This window comes from Streptomyces sp. NPDC026206, assembly GCF_040638465.1.
Classification (GTDB): Bacteria; Actinomycetota; Actinomycetes; order Streptomycetales; family Streptomycetaceae; genus Streptomyces.
Window position 1 is genome coordinate 12,445 of record NZ_JBEZYL010000028.1, and the last position, 18,270, is coordinate 30,714.

Sequence of the window (18,270 nt, forward strand, 5' to 3'; positions counted from 1 at the left end):
TGGTCAGCCGGCGTGCGGGGCGGCCGTCCCGGCGTCGCGCGGCACGGCGATCGTCGCGCGCAGCCCGGTGGGCTCGTTCGGTTCGTAGGTGAGGGTGGCGCCGCCCGCGGCGAGAAGGGCGCGCGAGATGGACAGTCCGAGGCCGGAGCCGGAGACGTTCTGGTGACGGTTGCTGCGCCAGAAGCGGTCTCCGATGCGGGTGAGCTCCTCCTCGGTCAGCCCGGGGCCGCCGTCGGCGACGGCTATGTGGACGCGGTCCGTGACGACCTCGACGGTGACCTCGACGCGGGCGTGCTCGGGCGTGAACTTCAGCGCGTTGTCCACGACCGCGTCGAGGGCGCTGGAGAGGGCGATGGGGTCGGCCCAGCCGGTCACGGCGGACGGCCCTCTGTAGGTCAGAGCGACCCGCTCGCGGTCGGCGACCGGTGACCAGGCACCCACCCGGTCGGTGACGATCTCGGCTATGTCGGTCAGCTGGGCGTCACCGGCGGCGTGCTCGGCCAGCGCCAGGTCCAGCAGGTCGTCCAGGACCCGGGCCAGCCGTTTGCCCTCGGCCTGTACAGAGGCGACCTCGTCGTGCCGGTCGGGCAGGTCCAGGGCCAGCAGGTCGATGCGCAGCAGCAGGGCGGCGAGGGGGTTGCGCAGTTGGTGCGAGGCGTCGGCGACGAAGGCGCGCTGCTGCTCCAGGACGTCCTCGACGTTGTCGGCCATCTCGTTGAAGGAGCGGGCGAGGCGGCGCAGTTCGGGCGGGCCGCTGTCGGCCGCGACGCGGGAGTTCATCCGGCCCGTCGCTATGCCGTGGGCCGCGACGTCGAGGGTCCGTACGGGCTTGAGCACCCACCCGGTGAGCCGGAAGGCCGCCAGCACGGCGACCAGCATGGCCGCGGTCTCACCGGCCGCCAGCAGCAGCCATTCGTGCAGGATGCGGGAGCGCAGCTGCCCGGTGGGCGAGTCCGTGACGACGACCGCGACGACGTCGCCGTCGCGGATGACGGGCGAGGCGACGGTGAGGCGGCCACGCCGCCAGGGCCAGACCTGGCCGGGGTCGCGGCTGCGGCGCCCCGCGAGCGCCTCCTGGAAGGCCCGTCTGCCCTCCCCGGCGGGAGGCAGCGTCCAGTCGGCGGGGGCGACGGCCATGGCCTTGCCGCTGCGGTAGAAGACGCCTGCTCTTATGCCGTACAGGTCCTGGTACCGGGCGAGCTCGGAGCGCAGGATGAAGAGCCGTCCGTCTCGCTCGTCGGCCGGCTCGAAGGGCTGGGCGGTGACGTACTGGGCGAGGGAGGCGAACCGGGCGGTGTCGTCGATGCGGTCGACGACCACCTGCTGCTGTTGCACGGCGGCCATGCCGGCGGCGAGCGGGAAGCCGAGGGCCAGCAGGACGCCCGCCATGAGGACGATGAGCAGGGGGAGGAGTCGGGTGCGCACTGGCTCGTACGTCCTCAGGCCGGGACGACGATTTTGTAGCCGACGCCGCGGACCGTCTCGATGAGTGCGGGCATCCGCAGCTTGGAACGGAGCGAGGCGATGTGTACCTCAAGGGTGCGCCCCGTCCCCTCCCAGCTGGTCTGCCACACCTCACTGATGATCTGTTCCCGGCGGAAGACCACGCCGGGGCGCTGGGCGAGGAGCGCCAGCAGGTCGAACTCCTTGCGGGTGAGGGGGACGGCGATGCCGTCCACGGAGACCCGGCGGTTGGGGACCTCGATGGTCAGGGGCCCCAGGAGCAGCGCGTGCGGGCCGGCGGGGTCGTGGGACTGGTCCTGCGCGCTCTCGGTGGGCGGGGTGCGCCGGGCGACGGCGTGGATGCGGGCGAGCAGCTCGCCCGTGTCGTAGGGCTTGACGACGTAGTCGTCGGCACCGAGGTTCAGGCCGTGGATCTTGGAGCGGGTGTCGGACCGGGCGGTCACCATGATGACGGGCGTCGCGGCGCGTTTGCGGATCTTGCCGCAGACCTCGAAGCCGTCCTGGTCGGGCAGGCCGAGGTCGAGCAGGACGACGGCGAACGGTGCGCCCGTGTCCGGGAGCAGCGCCTGCAGGGCCTCCTCACCACTACGGGCGTGGGTGACGTCGAACCCGTGCCGGGCCAGCACGGCCGACAGGGCCGCGGCGACATGGTCGTCGTCCTCCACGAGCAGCAGTCTCATCGGCCCCCTCCGGGCGGTGGTGCGGCAACACCGCATCCACGCCCATGGACGCCGGGCGCGTCAAGGGGTTCCCGCCCGTCCGGGGGCTTCCGTTATGCAGCCGGTACGCCCGTGCATCCCTGTCGTGGCTGTTGACGCAGAGTGTCCCTTTGAGGCCGGATCGTTATGCTCAATTTCAGCTCAGATGTAATGACGCTGGTCGTTGCGGCTCATTAGGGTCCTCCCCAACCGAAGAGGACGGAGCGAGGAACGCCGATGAGCGAGGTATCGGTGACCAAGGACGTGGCGCCTGCCGCGGACGCACTGGTCGTCCTGAACAAGGTCAACAAACACTTCGGCGCGCTGCATGTGCTCCAGGACATCGACCTGACCATCACACGGGGCGAGGTCGTGGTCGTCATCGGGCCGTCGGGATCCGGAAAGTCGACATTGTGCCGCACGATCAACCGGCTGGAGACGACGGATTCCGGTTCGATCAGCATCGACGGGAAGCCGCTGCCCCAGGAGGGCAGGGAGCTCGCACGGCTGCGCGCGGACGTCGGCATGGTCTTCCAGTCCTTCAATCTCTTCGCCCACAAGACCGTGCTGGAGAACGTGACCCTGGGGCAGGTGAAGGTCCGCAGGAAGGACCGCAAGGAGGCCGAGGCCAAGGCCCGGGCGCTGCTCGACCGGGTCGGAGTGGGCGCGCAGGCGGACAAGTACCCCGCACAGCTCTCCGGCGGACAGCAGCAGCGGGTGGCGATCGCCCGGGCGCTGGCCATGGACCCGAAGGTGATGCTCTTCGACGAGCCGACCTCGGCCCTTGACCCGGAGATGATCAACGAGGTGCTGGAGGTCATGCAGCAGCTCGCCCGGGACGGCATGACGATGGTCGTCGTCACGCACGAGATGGGCTTCGCACGCTCGGCCGCGAACCGCGTGGTGTTCATGGCGGACGGCCGGATCGTCGAGGAGGCGCAGCCGGACCAGTTCTTCAACAACCCGCGCAGCGACCGGGCGAAGGACTTCCTGTCGAAGATCCTGCATCACTGACGCATACCCCGGCCGCCCCCCTTCTCTTCTCACCACTTCACCGCTGCTTCTCCCGCCACCCCGCCACCCCGACGCCCCGCAGACGCAGGCGCAGACGCAAAGGATGTTCTTCATGAAGCTCCGCAACACCGCTGCGGCGGCCATCGTGGTGCTGGCGCTCGCCGCGACCTCGACCGCCTGCGGCAAGTCGGGCAGCCCCGACGACAAGGACGGCGACAAGCCCAGTGGCGGCACGTCGGCGGCGGCGCTGCCGCAGTACAAGGTCAACACCGCTGCCGACGTCAAGGACTCGCCCGTCTTCGAGAAGATCAAGGGCAAGGAGATCACGATCGGCACCAAGGCCGATCAGCCCGGCCTCGGTTACGAGAACCCCGGCACCAAGAAGCGCTCCGGCTTCGACGTGGAGATCGCCCGCATGATCGCGGCCGACCTCGGCTTCGACGAGGCGCACATCAAGTTCAAGACCGTGCCCTCCGAGGCGCGTGAGACGCAGATCGCCAGTGGCGGCGTCGACCTGTACGTCGGTACGTACACGATCAACGACGAGCGCAAGAAGCAGGTCGGCTTCGGCGGCCCGTACTACGAGGCGGGCCAGGACCTGCTCGTCAAGGCGGACAGCGACATCAAGGGCCCGGAGGACCTCAAGGGCAAGAAGGTCTGCTCGGCGACCGGCTCCACGCCGCTCAAGCGGATCAAGGAGGCCAAGTACGACGTCGCCGAGGCCAAGGCGCAGCAGGGCTACCAGCTCTGTGTGCAGGACCTGGTCAACGGCTCGGTCGACGCGGTCACCACGGACGACTCGATCCTCAAGGGCTACGCGGCCGAGAACAAGGGCGCGCTGAAGGTCGTCGGCAATCCCTTCTCCAAGGAGCCGTACGGCGTCGGCCTGAAGAAGGAGGACGCGGCGCTGCGCGAGGCGGTCAACAAGGCGATCGAGGCGCACGTGCAGAACGGCGACTGGAAGAAGGCCTACGACGCCACGCTGGGCCTCTCCGGCTCGGGCGCGACTCCGCCCAAGATCGAGCGCTACTGACCGGCGATCGGTGCCGCATGACCGCCACGCGATTTCCGGAGAAGTGACTTGAACGTTCTGTCGGACAACTTCGCGATGTTCCGCGAAGGTTTCCTCGGCACCGTCGAACTGACGGCGCTCAGCGCGCTGCTCGCCCTGGTGCTGGGCACCCTCGTCGCGGCGTTCCGCGTCTCTCCGGTGCCCGCGCTGCGCGCCTTCGGCACCGCATGGGTGACGCTGCTGCGCAACACCCCGCTGGTGCTGCTGTTCCTGGCCGCGACCCTGGGGCTGCCGGCGCTGGGCCTGAAGGGCTGGGACTCCTTCTGGCTCGCCGTGATGGCTCTGGGGTGCTACACCTCGGCGTTCATCTGCGAGGCCATCAGGTCCGGTATCAACACCGTGCCGGTGGGCCAGGCCGAGGCGGCCCGCTCCCTCGGGATGACCTTCAACCAGACCCTGGGGCAGATAGTCCTGCCGCAGGCCGCCCGGACGGCGATACCACCCATAGGCAGCCTGATGATCGCCCTGGCCAAGAACACGGCGATCGCCTCGGGCTTCAACGTCAGCGAGCTCGGTTCCGTGCAGAAGACCCTCAACGCGGCGGCGGGCTACGACATTTACGTGATCTTCCTGTGGATCGCGATCTGCTACATCATCATCACGTTCACGATCAGCGGCCTCTTCCGGCTTCTGGAGAACCGACTGGCGGTGGCCCGATGAGCGGCAGCGTCCTCTACGACGTCCCCGGCCCCCGGGCACGGGCCCGCAACAGGGTCTACGGCATCGTCTCCATCGCCGCCATCGTCGGCCTGCTGGCCTTCATCGTCTACAAGCTGGACGACACCGGCCAGTTCCAGGCCGGGCTGTGGGACGACTACGAGTACGCCGACACCCAGCAGCGCATCGTCGACGGCCTGCTGACGACGCTGAAGACCTTCGCCGTCGCGGCGGTCCTCTCGCTGGTGCTGGGCACGGTGCTGGCCACCGCCCGGCTCTCCGACCACAAGCCCGTCCGCTGGGCGGCGACGGTGGCCGTGGAGTTCTTCCGGGCCATGCCGCTGCTCATCATGATCTTCCTGCTGTACGCGGCCGTGTTCACTTCCGACCCCATGTGGGCCCTGGTGATCGGGCTGACGCTCTACAACGGCTCGGTGCAGGCGGAGATCTTCCGCTCCGGGATCAACGCCGTGCCCAAGGGCCAGAGCGAGGCGGCGTACGCCATCGGGCTGCGCAAGACGCAGGTGATGACCACCGTCCTGGTTCCGCAGGCCGTCCGCTCGATGCTCCCGTCGATCATCAGCCAGCTCGTGGTGACCCTGAAGGACACCTCGCTCGGATTCATCATCCTTTACGAGGAACTGCTCTTCGTCGGCAAGGCCTTCGCCCAGCAGACCCCGCCCGTGAACGGCGTCTACGCCTTCATCCCGATGGTGATCGTCTTCGGTTCGATCTACATCCTGCTGTGCCTGGCGCTGTCGTCCGTCGCCACCTGGGTCGAACGGCGCACGAAGCGTTCGCGCAAGGGCAGTCCGCCGCCCATGGCCGCCACCGGCGCCGCCCTGATGGCCGATCCCTCGCACGGAGCCGTCGCGACGGACGGCGGCGCCTCCGGCGCGGGCGGGGCCGACAACGGGTGAGCCCCGGCAAGGTGACGCCCCGTCGGCCCCGCCGGGCCGGCGGGGCGCACGCTCGCGGCGCGCCGTGGCGACGCCGCTGATCACTTGACGCACGCAGCGGCAATGGGTTGCATACGTGCTGTGAGCGCGCACCGTTTTCCCCCTGCCAGTCCCTGTACGTCCCGTACGCACCACGCGCGCGAGGCCTTCGCCGCCGTTCGCCCCAGGGGCCGGGGAGCTGCGCCGTGGACCCGGTGATCGTCGTCGGGGCCGGCCCGGTCGGGCTCACCCTCGCTCTCGCCCTGGCCAGGTACGAGGTGCCCGTCACCGTCCTGGACGAGGCACCGCCCGAGGCCACGGGACAGGAGGGCCGCCGCCTTGCCCGCACGGCCGTCCTGCGGCCGGAGACCGCCGCACTGCTGGAGCGGCTGGGGTGCGCCACGACGGAGGGCACCCGGTGGATGGGCTGGCGCACGATGCGGCGCCGGGCCGAGGTGGCACGGGTGCCGTTCGCCGCACCGGCCGGCAGCGTGAAGGATGAGGAGCAGGGGGAACCCGGGCCGTCCGGGGAGGCCCGCTCCGGCGAGGACGCCGGAGCCGTGGAAGCAGAACCGTCTCCGCTGCACCTGCCCCAGCACGCCCTGACCCGGGAGTTGCGTGCCGCGCTCAGCGACGAGGCGGACGTACGCATCATCCAGGACAGCCGGCTGACCGTCCTCAAGCAGGACTCCTCCGGCGTGACCGTGCACACCAGAGGCGACAACGGCACGGTGTGGCGGGCGAGTTACCTGGTCGGCTGCGACGGCGCCCGGTCGGTCGTGCGCAAGCTGCTGGGCGCCCGCTTCCCCGGCCGTACGGCCGTCGAGCGGTACGCGGTCGCCGCGCTCCGCGCCGAACTGCCGTGGCCGGGCGAGGCCGTCCTGCACCGGTCGCCGCCGCGCGGCGGCGAGGTGACGGCGCGTCCACTGCCGGAGGGGGTGTGGCGGCTGGACTGGCTGCTGCCGCCCGACGGCCAACTGGTCACCCCGGACGCACTGCTCGCCCGGGTGTGCGACGCCCTCTCCCTCTGGTGCGGGGAAGTGCCGGCGTACGACCTGCTGGACACCGGTGTGCACGCCGTGCACCACCGCCTCGCGCGCCGCTGGCGCAGCGGACGCGCCTTCCTCGCCGGGGACGCCGCCCATCTGCTCGGGGCGATGGGCACCCAGGGGCTCGACGAGGGGCTGCGCGACGCCGGGAACCTCGCCTGGAAGCTGGCTCTGGCCTGGCATCACGGAGCCTCGGACGTGCTGCTCGACAGCTACCAGGCGGAGCGGCGGGAGGCGATCGCGGCCCGGCTGCGCGCCGCCGACCGGACCTTGCCGACGGTACGCGGGGAGGGCGGGTGGCGCGCGGTGCGCCGGACCGTGCTGCCGGGCGCGGCGCGAAGCCACGACATCCTGCTGACCGATGGCCATCTGGGGCGCGGGCTGCTGGGCGCGCCCCAGGCCCACACCCGCACGCCGCTGGCGCCGGCCGCGCCACCGGCCGGCTCGGTCCTGGTGGGCACCGCTGTGGGAGCGCCGGTCGCGGATGTGCCGGTGACGGCGCCGGACGGCTCGGAGAGTCGGCTGCACGACCGGCTGGGCGGAGAGCTGCTGGTGGTGCTCGTCGCGCCGGGCACGGGCGTGTGGGAACGGCGGCACTGGCTGGGGGCCGGTCTCATGCCCCGGCTGGCCGCGGCCGTCTCGGCGCTGCCCATGCGGGCGGAGCTGCTGGTGACCGAGGGGTATCCGGGTGCGGACGCGCACACCGTGCTGGTGGTGCGGCCGGACGGCCATCTGGTGGCGGCGCTGGCGGGAGTGCGGCCGGCGGAGCTGTTCGCGTGCGCTGACGCGGCACGGGGCGGGGCGACGCCGGCCACGGTGGCGGCGCCCGCGGGTGAGAGGCGACCTGATGAAGCCACCAGTGAGGCTACGGCCAACCGTTGACCCGCCTGGACCGCCATGGTTGACTCCGGAGCGTGACTGACAGCGGCGCGCGCTTCTGGCGGAGGGTCCATCTGGACCTCGTCCGCTATGCGGGCTGTGTCTGTCGTCCGTCCTGCTGATCCGCTTCCTCCCCGCGCGGCCTGGCGTCGACCGCCGCGTGCTCCTTCGCGATCACTCAGGACGGTCCCCTGTGTCTCTCCCCGCGCACATCTCCGCCGCCTCCTCCTCTTCCGGTGTTCCGGGGCCCGCTGCTCCGGGCGCGCCTTCGGAGGCCGATCTCCTCGACTTCGTCCGCCGGACGGCGGCCGACACCGTGCTCGTCGCCTCACTGCCCCTGGATCCGCAGGGCCGTACGTGGATCCGGCTGGAGGGGCCGGGCGGCAGCGAGGCCTGGCTGATCAGCTGGCCGCCGGAAAGCGGCACCGGCTGGCACGATCACGGCGGCTCGCACGGTGCCTTCGCCACGGCCGCCGGACGGCTCACCGAACAGTCCTTCGCCGCGCGGCTGCCCACCGAGGGCTGGACGCTGCTGGAACTGGCCGACGGCATCGACCGTGAGCGGCAGCTGGCGGACGGCGGCGGGCGGGGGTTCGGCCCGCACCATGTGCACCAGGTCTTCAACGCCTCGTCCGAGTTGCACGCCGTGTCCGTGCATGCCTACTACCCGCCGCTGCCGCTGATGCGGCGCTACAGCCGCAGTGGCCGGGTGCTGCGACTGGAGCAGGTCGAGTGGCCGGAGGAGTGGGCATGAGGGTCGAGGAACTGCTGGCCGCCGCCCGCGCGGGCCTCGACCGCCTCGGCCCGGCAGAGGCCGCTGCCGTGCAGGCTTCTGGCGGCCTACTCGTCGACATCCGTTACGCGGCGCTGCGGGAGCGTGACGGGGCGATCCCGGGGGCGCTCGTCGTGGAGCGCAATGAACTGGAGTGGCGGCTGGATCCCGCCTGCGACCATCGCGCGGCGGAGGCCACCGGTCATGACCTGCCGGTGGTCGTGATCTGCAACGAGGGGTACGCGTCGTCCCTGGCTGCGGTCTCCTTGCGCCAGTTGGGCCTGCGGCATGCGACGGACGTGGTGGGCGGTTTCCAGGCATGGCGGGCGGCAGGGCTGCCGGTGAGGCCCTGAACAACGGCGGTCCTTGCCCTGCCCGCCCTTCGCGCAAGCGGGGCTCGGCCCGCCTCCTGCTCCGCGCACCGTCCCGGCCGACGCCGGGAGCTGCCCTGGACGAGCCGGAACAGCTCGTCTAGACCTCCGGCAGGTAGTGATCCAGCAGCTCGGGGTCGTCGCCCTCCTCCTCCAGGGCCCGGCGCACCACGCGCAGGGCGAGACCCTCGCCGTATCCCTTGCGGGCGAGCATCCCGGCAAGGCGTCGGAGCCGCTTCTCCCGGTCCAGCCCACGGGTCGAGCGCAGCTTGCGCTCGACCAGCTCGCGGGCCGTGCGCTCCTCCTGCTCCGAGTCGAGCCGGCCGACGGCCTCGTCGATCAGCGTGGAGTCCACGCCCTTGGTGCGCAGCTCGAGCGCCAGGGCGCGGCGCGCCAGCCCCCGGCCGTGGTGCCGGGACTCCACCCAGGCCTCGGCGAACGCCCCGTCGTCGATCAGCCCCACGTCCTCGAACCGCGACAGCACCTCAGCCGCGACGTCGTCCGCTATGCCGCGTTTGGCCAGGGCGTCCGCGAGCTGTTTGCGCGTGCGCGGTGATCCGGTGAGCAGGCGCAGGCAGATCGCCCGCGCCTGCTCCTCCGGTGGCGGTGGCGCTCCACCCCCGGCCCTCGACGGGGAGGGGGCGCCACCGCCCGTACGGTCGTCCACGTGCGGCTCGACCGGCCCGGGCCACTCGCTTCGCTGTGTCACCGCTAGCTCTTGACGGCGGCCTTGGCGGCCTTCCCCGCGGGCTTGGACGCCGGGGCAGGCACCGACTTGGCCGGGTCACCCGAGGCGGCTCCCGCGGCGTCCGCACCGGGCTCGCCGGCCGGGGACTCGGGCCTGACGCCCACGCCCAGCTTCTCCTTGATCTTCTTCTCGACCTCGTTGGCGAGGTCGGGGTTGTCCTTGAGGAAGTTGCGGGCGTTCTCCTTGCCCTGGCCGAGCTGGTCGCCCTCGTAGGTGTACCAGGCGCCGGCCTTGCGGATGAAGCCGTGCTCCACGCCCATGTCGATCAGGCCGCCCTCGCGGCTGATGCCCTGGCCGTAGAGGATGTCGAACTCGGCCTGCTTGAAGGGCGGCGCGACCTTGTTCTTGACGACCTTCACTCGGGTGCGGTTGCCGACGGCCTCCGTGCCGTCCTTGAGGGTCTCGATGCGGCGGATGTCCAGACGTACCGAGGCGTAGAACTTCAGGGCCCGGCCACCGGTCGTCGTCTCCGGGGAGCCGAACATGACGCCGATCTTCTCGCGGAGCTGGTTGATGAAGATCGCGGTGGTCTTGGACTGGTTGAGCGCGCTGGTGATCTTGCGCAGCGCCTGGCTCATCAGCCGGGCCTGGAGGCCGACGTGCGAGTCGCCCATCTCGCCCTCGATCTCCGCACGCGGCACCAGGGCGGCGACGGAGTCGATGACGATCAGGTCGAGGGCGCCGGAGCGGACCAGCATGTCCACGATCTCCAGCGCCTGCTCGCCGGTGTCCGGCTGGGAGAGGATGAGGTTGTCGGTGTCGACGCCCAGCGCCCGGGCGTACTCGGGGTCGAGGGCGTGCTCGGCGTCGATGAAGGCGACGGTGCCGCCCGCCTTCTGCGCGTTGGCCACGGCGTGCAGGGTGAGGGTGGTCTTACCGGAGGACTCCGGTCCGTAGACCTCCACCACGCGGCCGCGCGGCAGTCCGCCGACGCCGAGGGCGACGTCGAGAGCGGTCGACCCGGTGGGGATGACCTCAATCGGCTCGTTCGGCCGGTCGCCGAGGCGCATCACGGCGCCCTTGCCGAATTGCCGTTCAATCTGTGCGAGTGCGGCGTCCAGCGCCTTCTCACGGTCGGTGCCTGCCATGGGTTCCACCCGGTTTGCTTGAGTCGATCGCTTCACGTCCACGACGCTAACGCCTGCCACTGACAATGCGCCCGGGCGTCGCCCCGGCCTGTGGATAACTCGGCTCCGACCGGCCCGGAAGACCCATAAGAATGGATGTTCGATTTTGCTGTCAAGCGCGCCACTCCGCCCCGCGCGGCGGTCCCGCATCAGCGCCTTCGCAGGGCCCTGAGCAACCGGACGAACAGCGAAGGACGGTCCCCCTCCGCCCGCCGCCGACCGGACCCGTCCGGCTCGTCGGCATCCGTCGCGACCTCGTACCGCTTCACATAGACCCCGAGGAAAGCCTGCAGCGTCGCGGTCGCCGGGATGGCGATCAGAGCGCCCACCGCGCCGAGCAGCGCGGTGCCCGCGACCACCGAGCCGAAGGCGACGGCCGGGTGGATGTTGACGGTCCTGGCGGTGATGCGCGGCTGGAGCACGTAATTCTCGAACTGCTGATAGACCACGACGAAGCCGAACACCCACACCGCGTACCAGGGATTCACGGTGAAGGCGAGCAGGATCGGCAGGGCACCGGCGAGGTAGGTGCCGATGGTCGGGATGAACTGCGACACCAGACCCACCCAGACGGCGAGGGCCGGTGCGTAGGGCACGCCCAGGATCTCCAGCAGCACGTAGTGCGCGACGCCGGAGATCAGCGCCATCAGGGCGCGCGAGTAGATGTAGCCACCGGTCTTGGTGACCGCGAGCTCCCAGGCGCGCAGCACCTCGGCCTGCCGGTGCGGCGGCAGCAGCGAGCACAGGGTGCGGCGCAGCCGGGGGCCGTCGGCTGCGAAGTAGAACGAGAAGAGCAGGACCGTCAGCAGCTGGAAGAGCCCGCCGAGGACGGTGGCCGAGACGTCCAGCACACCGCTGGCGCTGTTGCGCACGTACTTCTGCAGCCAGTCCGAGTGCAGGACGCTCTCCTGGATCGCGACCCGGGACAGGCTCGTGCGGAACGTCCGGTTGATCCAGCTGATCACCGAGTCCAGGTAGGAGGGGAAGTTCTCCACCATGGTCTGGATCTGCCCGGCGAGCATCGAGCCCAGAAGCGTGAAGAAGCCGACGAAGGCGATGGTCACACCCAGGAACATCAGGCCTGTCGCGATGCCGCGACGCATGCCGCGGGCAGCCATCCGGTCCACCGCCGGCTCGATGGCCAGCGCGACGAAGAAGGCGATGAGGATGTTGATGAAGAGGCCGATGAGCTGATGGAACGCCCAGCTGGCCAGCTGGAAGCAGGCGAAGAGGGCGAGTGTCACCACCACTGCCCTGGGCAGCCAGCGCGGCAGGCGCAGGCCGTCGTCGGGCCGGGGTGGTCGGGGACTGTCCGGGGCGGTGTCGTCTGTCGCTGCCACGGAGCAAGTGTGGCCTATCGGACGAAATGAGTAACGGACCGTCCGGCGGCCTGCGAGCGGGGCGGCGGTCAGCGCCTGTCTTCGGGGACCTCCATCGCCCTGCACACCGCGCGCCAGACGTCCTTGGCGTTCCAGCCGGCGTCCAGCGCCTGGTGCACGGTCCTTCCGCCGAGTTCGGACATCACATGATCGCGCGCGAAGGAGTCGGCGTACACCGCGCCGAAATAATCCGCCATCCGCTGCCAGAAGACCGTCAACCGCATGGTCCAAGTATCCCGCCCCTGAGAGTGCAGCCGCGCACGAGCCGCTGACCGGGGACACTTCGCGCCCTACGGTCTTGTGCATGGCCCCATCCGGAGCATCCGCTGTCGCCCGCGCCGAACACTTCGTCTGGCTCACCGCCCGTGTCCTGGAGCAGCGCAGATTCGCCTACCACTTCCTCGGTGGCAGCGCTGACGCCGTCGAGGCGGCGCTGACCGCGTACGAAGGTGACGACGGGGGCTTCGGCCACGCCCTGGAACCGGATCTGCGTGGTCCGGTGAGCCAGCCGCTGCACACCGCGCACGCGCTGCGCGTGCTGGACGAGATCGGCCGGTGCCGCGACCGCCGGGTGGAACGCGTGTGCCGCTATCTGACGGCGGTCTCCACACAGGACGGCGCGCTGCCCGCGCTCCACCCCTCGCTGCGCGGCTATCCGGCGGCCCCGTGGATCCCGGTGGTGGACGATCCGCCGAGCGATCTGCTCGCCACGGGGCCGGTGGTGGGCCTGCTGCACCGCAACGAGGTGTGGCACGCGTGGCTGTTCCGGGCCACCGACTTCTGCTGGGCCGCGATCGACGCCCTCGGCAGGGGGGCGAGGACGCACCCGTACGAGGTGGAGGCGGCCGTCGCCTTTCTCGACGGGGCGCCGGACCAGCGGCGCGCCGAGGTGGCGGCCGACCGGCTCGGGCGGACGGTCCGGGAGCAGCGGCTGGCCGTCCTCGACCCCGCGCGGGCCGCCGACCACCCCGTGCCGGAGGGGTACGCGCCGGGCGAGCACCACTTCCCGCACGACTTCGCGCGGACTCCCGGCTCCCTGGCCCGGCGCTGGTTCACCGACGCCGAGCTGGCCAGGTCGCTGGAATTTCTCGCCGCCGCGCAGGAGGAGGACGGCGGCTGGCCGATCCGCTGGCGGGCGTGGGCGCCGGGCACGGTGCTGGAGTGCCGGCCGATGGTGACCATCGAAGCGCTCCTGACCCTGCGGGCGCACGGCCATGCCGTCCAGTCTCCTGAGCACGCCTGAAAACCGCCGCTGACCTGCCCGTCCGGGGCATTGTCAGTGGGGCGGTGCACGATGGGGTGCATGGCGGACGACACAGCAGCTGCGACGGCGGAGGACCCGGCCCGGGCCCTCGCCACGTTCTCCCCCGCGACCCGCGCCTGGTTCACGGGGGCCTTCACCGCACCCACGGCGGCCCAGGCGGGAGCCTGGCGGGCGATCGACGAGGGCTCGGACGTACTGGTCGTCGCGCCCACGGGCTCCGGCAAGACGCTGGCCGCCTTCCTCGCCTCCCTGGACCGGCTGGCGAGCACCCCGCCGCCGGCCGACCGCAAGAAGCGCTGCCGCGTGCTGTACGTCTCCCCGCTCAAGGCCCTCGCCGTGGACGTCGAGCGCAATCTGCGCAGTCCGCTCACCGGCATCCGCCAGGAGTCCCTGCGGTTGGGCCTGCCCGAGCCGGAGATCCGCGTCGGCATCCGGTCCGGCGACACGCCCGCCACCGAGCGCCGGGCGCTGGTCACCCGCCCGCCGGACATTCTGATCACCACCCCCGAGTCGCTCTTCCTGATGCTGACCTCCGCCGCGCGGGAGGCGCTCACGGGCGTGGAGACGGTGATCCTCGACGAGGTGCACGCCGTCGCCGGGACCAAGCGCGGTGCGCATCTGGCGCTCTCCCTGGAGCGCCTCGACACCCTGCTCGCCCGCCCTGCCCGGCGCATCGGGCTGTCCGCGACGGTACGGCCGGTGGACGAGGTGGCGCGGTATCTGTCGCCGCAGCGCAGGGTGGAGATCGTCCAGCCGCCGTCCGGCAAGGAGTTCGACCTTTCGGTCGTCGTCCCGGTCGAGGACCTGGCCGAGCTCGGCGGCTCACCGGTGCAGGAGGGCGGCGACGGCAAGGAGAAGCCGTCGATCTGGCCGCACGTCGAGGAGCGCATCGCCGATCTCGTCCAGGCCCACCGCTCCACGATCGTCTTCGCCAACTCGCGCCGCCTCGCCGAGCGGCTGTGCAACCGCCTCAACGAGATCGCCTACGAGCGGACCACCGGCGAACCCCTGCCCGAACACCACTCCCCCGCCCAGTTGATGGGTGGCTCGGGTCCGGCCAAGGGCGCACCGCCCGTCATCGCCCGCGCCCACCACGGCTCGGTCTCCAAGGAGCAGCGGGCACTGGTCGAGGAGGACCTCAAGGCGGGCCGGCTGCCGGCCGTCGTCGCCACCTCCAGCCTGGAACTGGGCATCGACATGGGCGCCGTGGATCTGGTCGTCCAGGTCGAGTCGCCGCCGTCGGTCGCCTCCGGGCTGCAGCGGGTCGGCCGCGCCGGGCACCAGGTCGGCGCGGTCTCCACCGGCGTCGTCTTCCCCAAGTACCGGGGAGACCTGGTGCAGGCGGCCGTGGTGACGGAACGGATGCGGCAGGGGGCCATCGAGTCGCTGCGCGTGCCGGCCAACCCGCTGGACGTGCTCGCCCAGCAGATCGTCGCCATGGCGTCCATGGACACCTGGGACGTGGCGGAGCTGCTGGCCCTGGTGCGGCGCGCGGCCCCCTTCGCGTCGCTGCCGGAGTCCGCCTACTCCGGCGTTCTCGACATGCTCGCCGGCCGCTATCCGTCCGACGCCTTCGCGGAGTTGCGGCCGCGCCTGGTCTGGGACCGCACGGCCGACACGGTCGCGGGGCGCCCCGGGGCGCAGCGGCTCGCCGTCACCTCCGGCGGCACCATCCCCGACCGGGGCCTCTTCGGCGTCTTCCTGGCCGGGGCCGACCCGAAGAAGGGCGGCGGCCGGGTCGGGGAGCTGGACGAGGAGATGGTCTACGAGTCGCGGGTCGGCGATGTGTTCACCCTCGGCACCACCTCCTGGCGCATCGAGGACATCACCCGCGACCGTGTCCTCGTCACCCCGGCCCCCGGCATTCCCGGCCGGCTGCCGTTCTGGAAGGGCGACCAGCTGGGCCGCCCCCTGGAACTCGGCCGGGCGCTGGGCACCTTCCTGCGGGAGATCGGCGGCCTGACGTCCGATGCGGCCCGCGAGCGCCTCACCGCCGCCGGGCTCGACCGCTGGGCGGCCGACAACGTGCTGTCCTACCTGGACGAGCAGCGCCGTGCCTGCGGCCATGTGCCCGACGACCGGACGATCGTCGTCGAGCGCTTCCGTGACGAGCTGGGCGACTGGCGGGTCGTCGTCCACTCGCCCTTCGGCGCCCAGGTGCACGCCCCCTGGGCCCTGGCCCTCGGCGCCCGTCTCTCCGAGCGGTACGGCATGGACGCCCAGGTGATGCACGCCGACGACGGCATCGTTCTGCGCCTGCCCGACGCCGACATCATGGGACTGGACCTGCTCGACGCCGACCCGGCCCGGCAGGGCACGGAGTACGACAGCGAGCAGTCCCCCCTCGGAGCCGCCGACGTCACCTTCGACAAGGGCGAGGTCGACCGGATCGTCACCGACCAGGTCGGCTCCTCCGCCCTGTTCGCCTCCCGCTTCCGGGAGTGCGCCGCACGCGCCCTGCTGCTGCCGCGGCGCAACCCCGGCAAGCGCACCCCGCTGTGGCAGCAGCGCCAGCGTGCCTCCCAGCTCCTGCAGGTCGCGGGCGAGTTCGGCTCGTTCCCGATCGTCCTGGAAGCCGTGCGCGAGTGCCTCCAGGACGTCTTCGACGTCCCCGGCCTGACCGAGCTGATGGGCGACGTCGAGGCCCGCCGGGTCCGGCTGGTCGAGGTGACCACCCCCGAGCCGTCGCCGTTCGCCCGCTCGCTGCTCTTCGGCTATGTCGCCCAGTTCCTGTACGAGGGCGACTCGCCGCTCGCCGAGCGCCGCGCCGCCGCGCTCTCCCTCGACTCCCGGCTGCTGGCCGAGCTGCTGGGCCAGGCCGAGCTGCGCGAGCTCCTCGACCCCCAGGTGCTCACCGAACTGGAGCACGAGCTGCAGTGGCTCACCGCGGACCGCAGGGCCAAGGACGTCGAAGGCGTCGCCGACCTGCTGCGCCTCCTCGGCCCGCTCACCGATGCCGAGCTCGCCGAGCGCGGCGCCGAGCCGCCGTGGGCGAAGGAGCTGTCCGAGGCGCGCCGCGCCATCCGTGTCCGCATCGCCGGCCGCGACCACTGGGCAGCCGTCGAGGATGCCGGACGGCTGCGGGACGCCCTGGGAACGGCCCTCCCCGTCGGCGTGCCCGAGGCCTTCACCGAGCCCGTCAAGGACCCCCTCGGCGACCTCCTCGCCCGCTTCGCCCGCACCCACGGCCCGTTCACCTCGGCTCAGGCCGCCGCCCGCCTGGGCCTCGGCACGGCCGTGACCGACGGCGCACTGCACCGCCTGACGGCCGGCGGCCGCATCGTCCAGGGCGAGTTCCATCCCGCCGGCATCGGCCAGGAGTGGTGCGACGCGGCCGTGCTGCGCAGGCTGCGCCGCCGCTCCCTGGCCGCGCTGCGGCACGAGCTGGAGCCGGTGCCCCCCGCCACCCTCGCCGCGTTCCTCCCCGCCTGGCAGCACATCGGCTCCCACGGCCTGCGCGGCATCGACGGACTGCTGCGTGCCGTGGAGCAGCTGCAGGGCGCACCGGTACCCGCCTCCGCCCTGGAGAAGCTCGTCCTGCCCGCCCGGGTGACGGACTACTCCCCCGCGATGCTCGACGAGCTCACCGCCTCCGGCGAGGTCGTGTGGGCCGGGGCCGGCGCGCTGCCCGGCAAGGACGGCTGGGTCTCCCTGCTGCTCGCCGACGCGGCCCCGCTGCTGCTCCCCGCCCCGCACCCGCTGGAGCTGTCCCCGCTGCACCAGTCGGTGCTCGACGCTCTGTCGGGCGGCTACGGCCTGTTCTTCCGTCAGATCGCCGACCGCGTGCGCGCGGCCGATCCGGCTGCCGGTGAACCGGCCGGAGCGGACGCCCTGATCGCCGAGGCCCTCTGGGACCTCGCCTGGTCCGGCCGCCTCACCAACGACACGCTCGCCCCCCTGCGCTCGTTCCTCGGCTCCGGCCGCACGGCGGGTTCCACCGCGCACCGCGCCAAGCGTGCCGTTCCGCGCGGCCGTTACGGCGCCTTCACGGGCAGGCCGAGCCTGGCCGGCCTGGCGGCCCGGAGCACTGCTTCCCGCAGTGGCCCGCCAACGGTCGCGGGCCGCTGGTCGCTGCTTCCGCAGCGCGAGCCGGACGCCACCCACCGGGCGCACGCTCTCGCCCGGACGCTCCTGGACCGGCACGGCGTGGTGACCCGCGGGGCCGTTGCCGCGGAGGGGGTGGAGGGCGGCTTCTCCGCCGCCTACCGCGTGCTCTCCGTCTTCGAGGAGAGCGGGCAGGCCCGCCGCGGGTACGTGGTCGAGGGCCTGGGTGCCGCACAGTTCGCCATGGACGGCGCCGTCGACCGGCTGCGCGCCGCAGGCACGGCCCGGGAGCGGTCCGGTGGCGTCCCCGCCGCCCCGTGGGACGTCCGGCCCCCGGCGGCGCAGTCCGCCCGCCGCCGGAGCCTCGTCCTTGCCGCCGCCGACCCGGCCAATGCCTACGGTGCCGCCCTGCCCTGGCCCGAGCCGCCCGCCGGTGCGGCCCACAAGCCGGGCCGCAAGGCCGGTTCCCTGGTCGTTCTCCTCGACGGCGCCCTGGCGCTCTATATGGAGCGCGGTGGGAAAACCTTGCTCGCCTGGCCCCAGCAGGAGGGCACCGACGCCGCGAGCGGTGACGACCCCGGGCTGCGCGAGGCGGCGGCGGCCCTGGCCGAGGCGGCCCGCGCGGGCGCCCTGGGCACGGTCACCGTCGAGCGTGTCAACGGCTCCCCGGCCCTGTCGTCGCCGCTGGGCCCCCTCCTGGAGTCGGTGGGCTTCCATGCCACGCCGCGAGGGCTGCGCCTGCGCGCCCCCTGAGCGAGGCCACATCATGGACCGTAGGCTCAAAGGAGACGTCC

Annotated in this window: 16 protein-coding genes; 10 read left to right on the plus strand and 6 right to left on the minus strand. The window is 72.1% G+C overall.

Annotated features, from left to right (window positions below; genetic code table 11):
* Positions 1 to 3: 3 nt before the first annotated feature.
* Both AB0F13_RS26505 and AB0F13_RS26510 read right to left on the minus strand, forming a co-directional pair.
* Complete coding sequence (locus AB0F13_RS26505; RefSeq protein ID WP_362087278.1) at positions 4 to 1,425, minus strand: HAMP domain-containing sensor histidine kinase; 1,422 nt, start codon at positions 1,423 to 1,425, stop codon at positions 4 to 6.
* Between the two features lie 14 nt (positions 1,426 to 1,439).
* Positions 1,440 to 2,144 carry a response regulator transcription factor gene (locus AB0F13_RS26510; protein ID WP_362087281.1) on the minus strand — a complete coding sequence of 235 codons (705 nt, stop codon included), beginning with the start codon at positions 2,142 to 2,144 and terminating at the stop codon, positions 1,440 to 1,442.
* Between the two features lie 255 nt (positions 2,145 to 2,399).
* On the opposite strand from AB0F13_RS26510, the gene AB0F13_RS26515 reads away from it, so the two are divergent.
* The 8 genes from AB0F13_RS26515 (at position 2,400) to AB0F13_RS26550 (ending at position 8,896) form a co-directional block, all read left to right on the plus strand.
* On the plus strand, positions 2,400 to 3,176 hold the full coding sequence (locus tag AB0F13_RS26515; protein ID WP_362087284.1) for an amino acid ABC transporter ATP-binding protein: 777 nt from the start codon (positions 2,400 to 2,402) through the stop codon (positions 3,174 to 3,176).
* A gap of 112 nt (positions 3,177 to 3,288) precedes the next feature.
* Positions 3,289 to 4,209, plus strand: a complete 921-nt coding sequence (locus tag AB0F13_RS26520; protein WP_362087287.1) for a glutamate ABC transporter substrate-binding protein — start codon at positions 3,289 to 3,291, stop codon at positions 4,207 to 4,209.
* A 48-nt stretch (positions 4,210 to 4,257) separates the two neighbouring features.
* Positions 4,258 to 4,908 carry an amino acid ABC transporter permease gene (locus AB0F13_RS26525; RefSeq protein ID WP_362087290.1) on the plus strand — a complete coding sequence of 217 codons (651 nt, stop codon included), beginning with the start codon at positions 4,258 to 4,260 and terminating at the stop codon, positions 4,906 to 4,908.
* Positions 4,905 to 5,825 (plus strand): amino acid ABC transporter permease, encoded by a 921-nt coding sequence (locus AB0F13_RS26530; protein WP_362087293.1) that lies wholly within the window; start codon positions 4,905 to 4,907, stop codon positions 5,823 to 5,825. Before AB0F13_RS26525 ends, AB0F13_RS26530 begins: the two co-directional genes overlap by 4 nt.
* Positions 5,826 to 6,049: 224 nt before the next feature.
* Positions 6,050 to 7,774 carry an FAD-dependent monooxygenase gene (locus AB0F13_RS26535; RefSeq protein WP_362087296.1) on the plus strand — a complete coding sequence of 575 codons (1,725 nt, stop codon included), beginning with the start codon at positions 6,050 to 6,052 and terminating at the stop codon, positions 7,772 to 7,774.
* A 32-nt stretch (positions 7,775 to 7,806) separates the two neighbouring features.
* Positions 7,807 to 7,893 carry a putative leader peptide gene (locus tag AB0F13_RS26540; RefSeq protein WP_361520831.1) on the plus strand — a complete coding sequence of 29 codons (87 nt, stop codon included), beginning with the start codon at positions 7,807 to 7,809 and terminating at the stop codon, positions 7,891 to 7,893.
* Between the two features lie 89 nt (positions 7,894 to 7,982).
* Positions 7,983 to 8,525, plus strand: coding sequence for a cysteine dioxygenase (locus AB0F13_RS26545; RefSeq protein ID WP_362087355.1), 543 nt, complete (start codon positions 7,983 to 7,985; stop codon positions 8,523 to 8,525).
* Complete coding sequence (locus AB0F13_RS26550; protein WP_362087299.1) at positions 8,522 to 8,896, plus strand: rhodanese-like domain-containing protein; 375 nt, start codon at positions 8,522 to 8,524, stop codon at positions 8,894 to 8,896. Before AB0F13_RS26545 ends, AB0F13_RS26550 begins: the two co-directional genes overlap by 4 nt.
* A 118-nt stretch (positions 8,897 to 9,014) precedes the next feature.
* On the opposite strand, the gene recX is transcribed toward AB0F13_RS26550, so the two are convergent.
* The 4 genes from recX to AB0F13_RS26570 all read right to left on the minus strand — a co-directional run bounded on the left by recX (position 9,015) and on the right by AB0F13_RS26570 (position 12,392).
* The gene (gene recX / locus AB0F13_RS26555; protein ID WP_362087302.1) at positions 9,015 to 9,623 is read right to left on the minus strand and encodes a recombination regulator RecX; all 609 of its coding nucleotides are present in this window, start codon (positions 9,621 to 9,623) and stop codon (positions 9,015 to 9,017) included.
* Positions 9,624 to 9,625: 2 nt separating this feature from the next.
* A complete protein-coding gene (gene recA, locus AB0F13_RS26560; protein ID WP_362087305.1) occupies positions 9,626 to 10,750 on the minus strand; it encodes a recombinase RecA in 1,125 nt (374 codons plus the stop codon).
* Positions 10,751 to 10,938: 188 nt separating this feature from the next.
* A complete protein-coding gene (locus tag AB0F13_RS26565; RefSeq protein WP_362087308.1) occupies positions 10,939 to 12,129 on the minus strand; it encodes an AI-2E family transporter in 1,191 nt (396 codons plus the stop codon).
* 68 nt (positions 12,130 to 12,197) lie between these two features.
* Positions 12,198 to 12,392: a DUF3046 domain-containing protein gene (locus AB0F13_RS26570; RefSeq protein ID WP_362087311.1), complete on the minus strand. Its 195-nt coding sequence runs from the start codon at positions 12,390 to 12,392 to the stop codon at positions 12,198 to 12,200.
* A gap of 80 nt (positions 12,393 to 12,472) precedes the next feature.
* Between AB0F13_RS26570 and AB0F13_RS26575 the strand changes: the two genes are divergently transcribed.
* Together AB0F13_RS26575 and AB0F13_RS26580 are read left to right on the plus strand one after the other, a co-directional pair.
* A complete protein-coding gene (locus AB0F13_RS26575) occupies positions 12,473 to 13,411 on the plus strand; it encodes a hypothetical protein (RefSeq protein WP_362087314.1) in 939 nt (312 codons plus the stop codon).
* Between the two features lie 60 nt (positions 13,412 to 13,471).
* On the plus strand, positions 13,472 to 18,229 hold the full coding sequence (locus AB0F13_RS26580) for an ATP-dependent helicase (protein WP_362087316.1): 4,758 nt from the start codon (positions 13,472 to 13,474) through the stop codon (positions 18,227 to 18,229).
* Positions 18,230 to 18,270: the final 41 nt, after the last annotated feature.

Bases quoted from the DNA above. Each gene is read 5' to 3' on its own strand.
- AB0F13_RS26510 (WP_362087281.1), bottom strand. From the start codon at position 2,144: ATGAGACTGCTGCTCGTGGAGGACGACGACCATGTCGCCGCGGCCCTG.
- AB0F13_RS26515 (WP_362087284.1), top strand. From the start codon at position 2,400: ATGAGCGAGGTATCGGTGACCAAGGACGTGGCGCCTGCCGCGGACGCA.
- AB0F13_RS26520 (WP_362087287.1), top strand. From the start codon at position 3,289: ATGAAGCTCCGCAACACCGCTGCGGCGGCCATCGTGGTGCTGGCGCTC.
- AB0F13_RS26530 (WP_362087293.1), top strand. From the start codon at position 4,905: ATGAGCGGCAGCGTCCTCTACGACGTCCCCGGCCCCCGGGCACGGGCC.
- AB0F13_RS26550 (WP_362087299.1), top strand. From the start codon at position 8,522: ATGAGGGTCGAGGAACTGCTGGCCGCCGCCCGCGCGGGCCTCGACCGC.
- recA (WP_362087305.1), bottom strand. From the start codon at position 10,750: ATGGCAGGCACCGACCGTGAGAAGGCGCTGGACGCCGCACTCGCACAG.
- AB0F13_RS26570 (WP_362087311.1), bottom strand. From the start codon at position 12,392: ATGCGGTTGACGGTCTTCTGGCAGCGGATGGCGGATTATTTCGGCGCG.
- AB0F13_RS26575 (WP_362087314.1), top strand. From the start codon at position 12,473: ATGGCCCCATCCGGAGCATCCGCTGTCGCCCGCGCCGAACACTTCGTC.
- AB0F13_RS26580 (WP_362087316.1), top strand. From the start codon at position 13,472: ATGGCGGACGACACAGCAGCTGCGACGGCGGAGGACCCGGCCCGGGCC.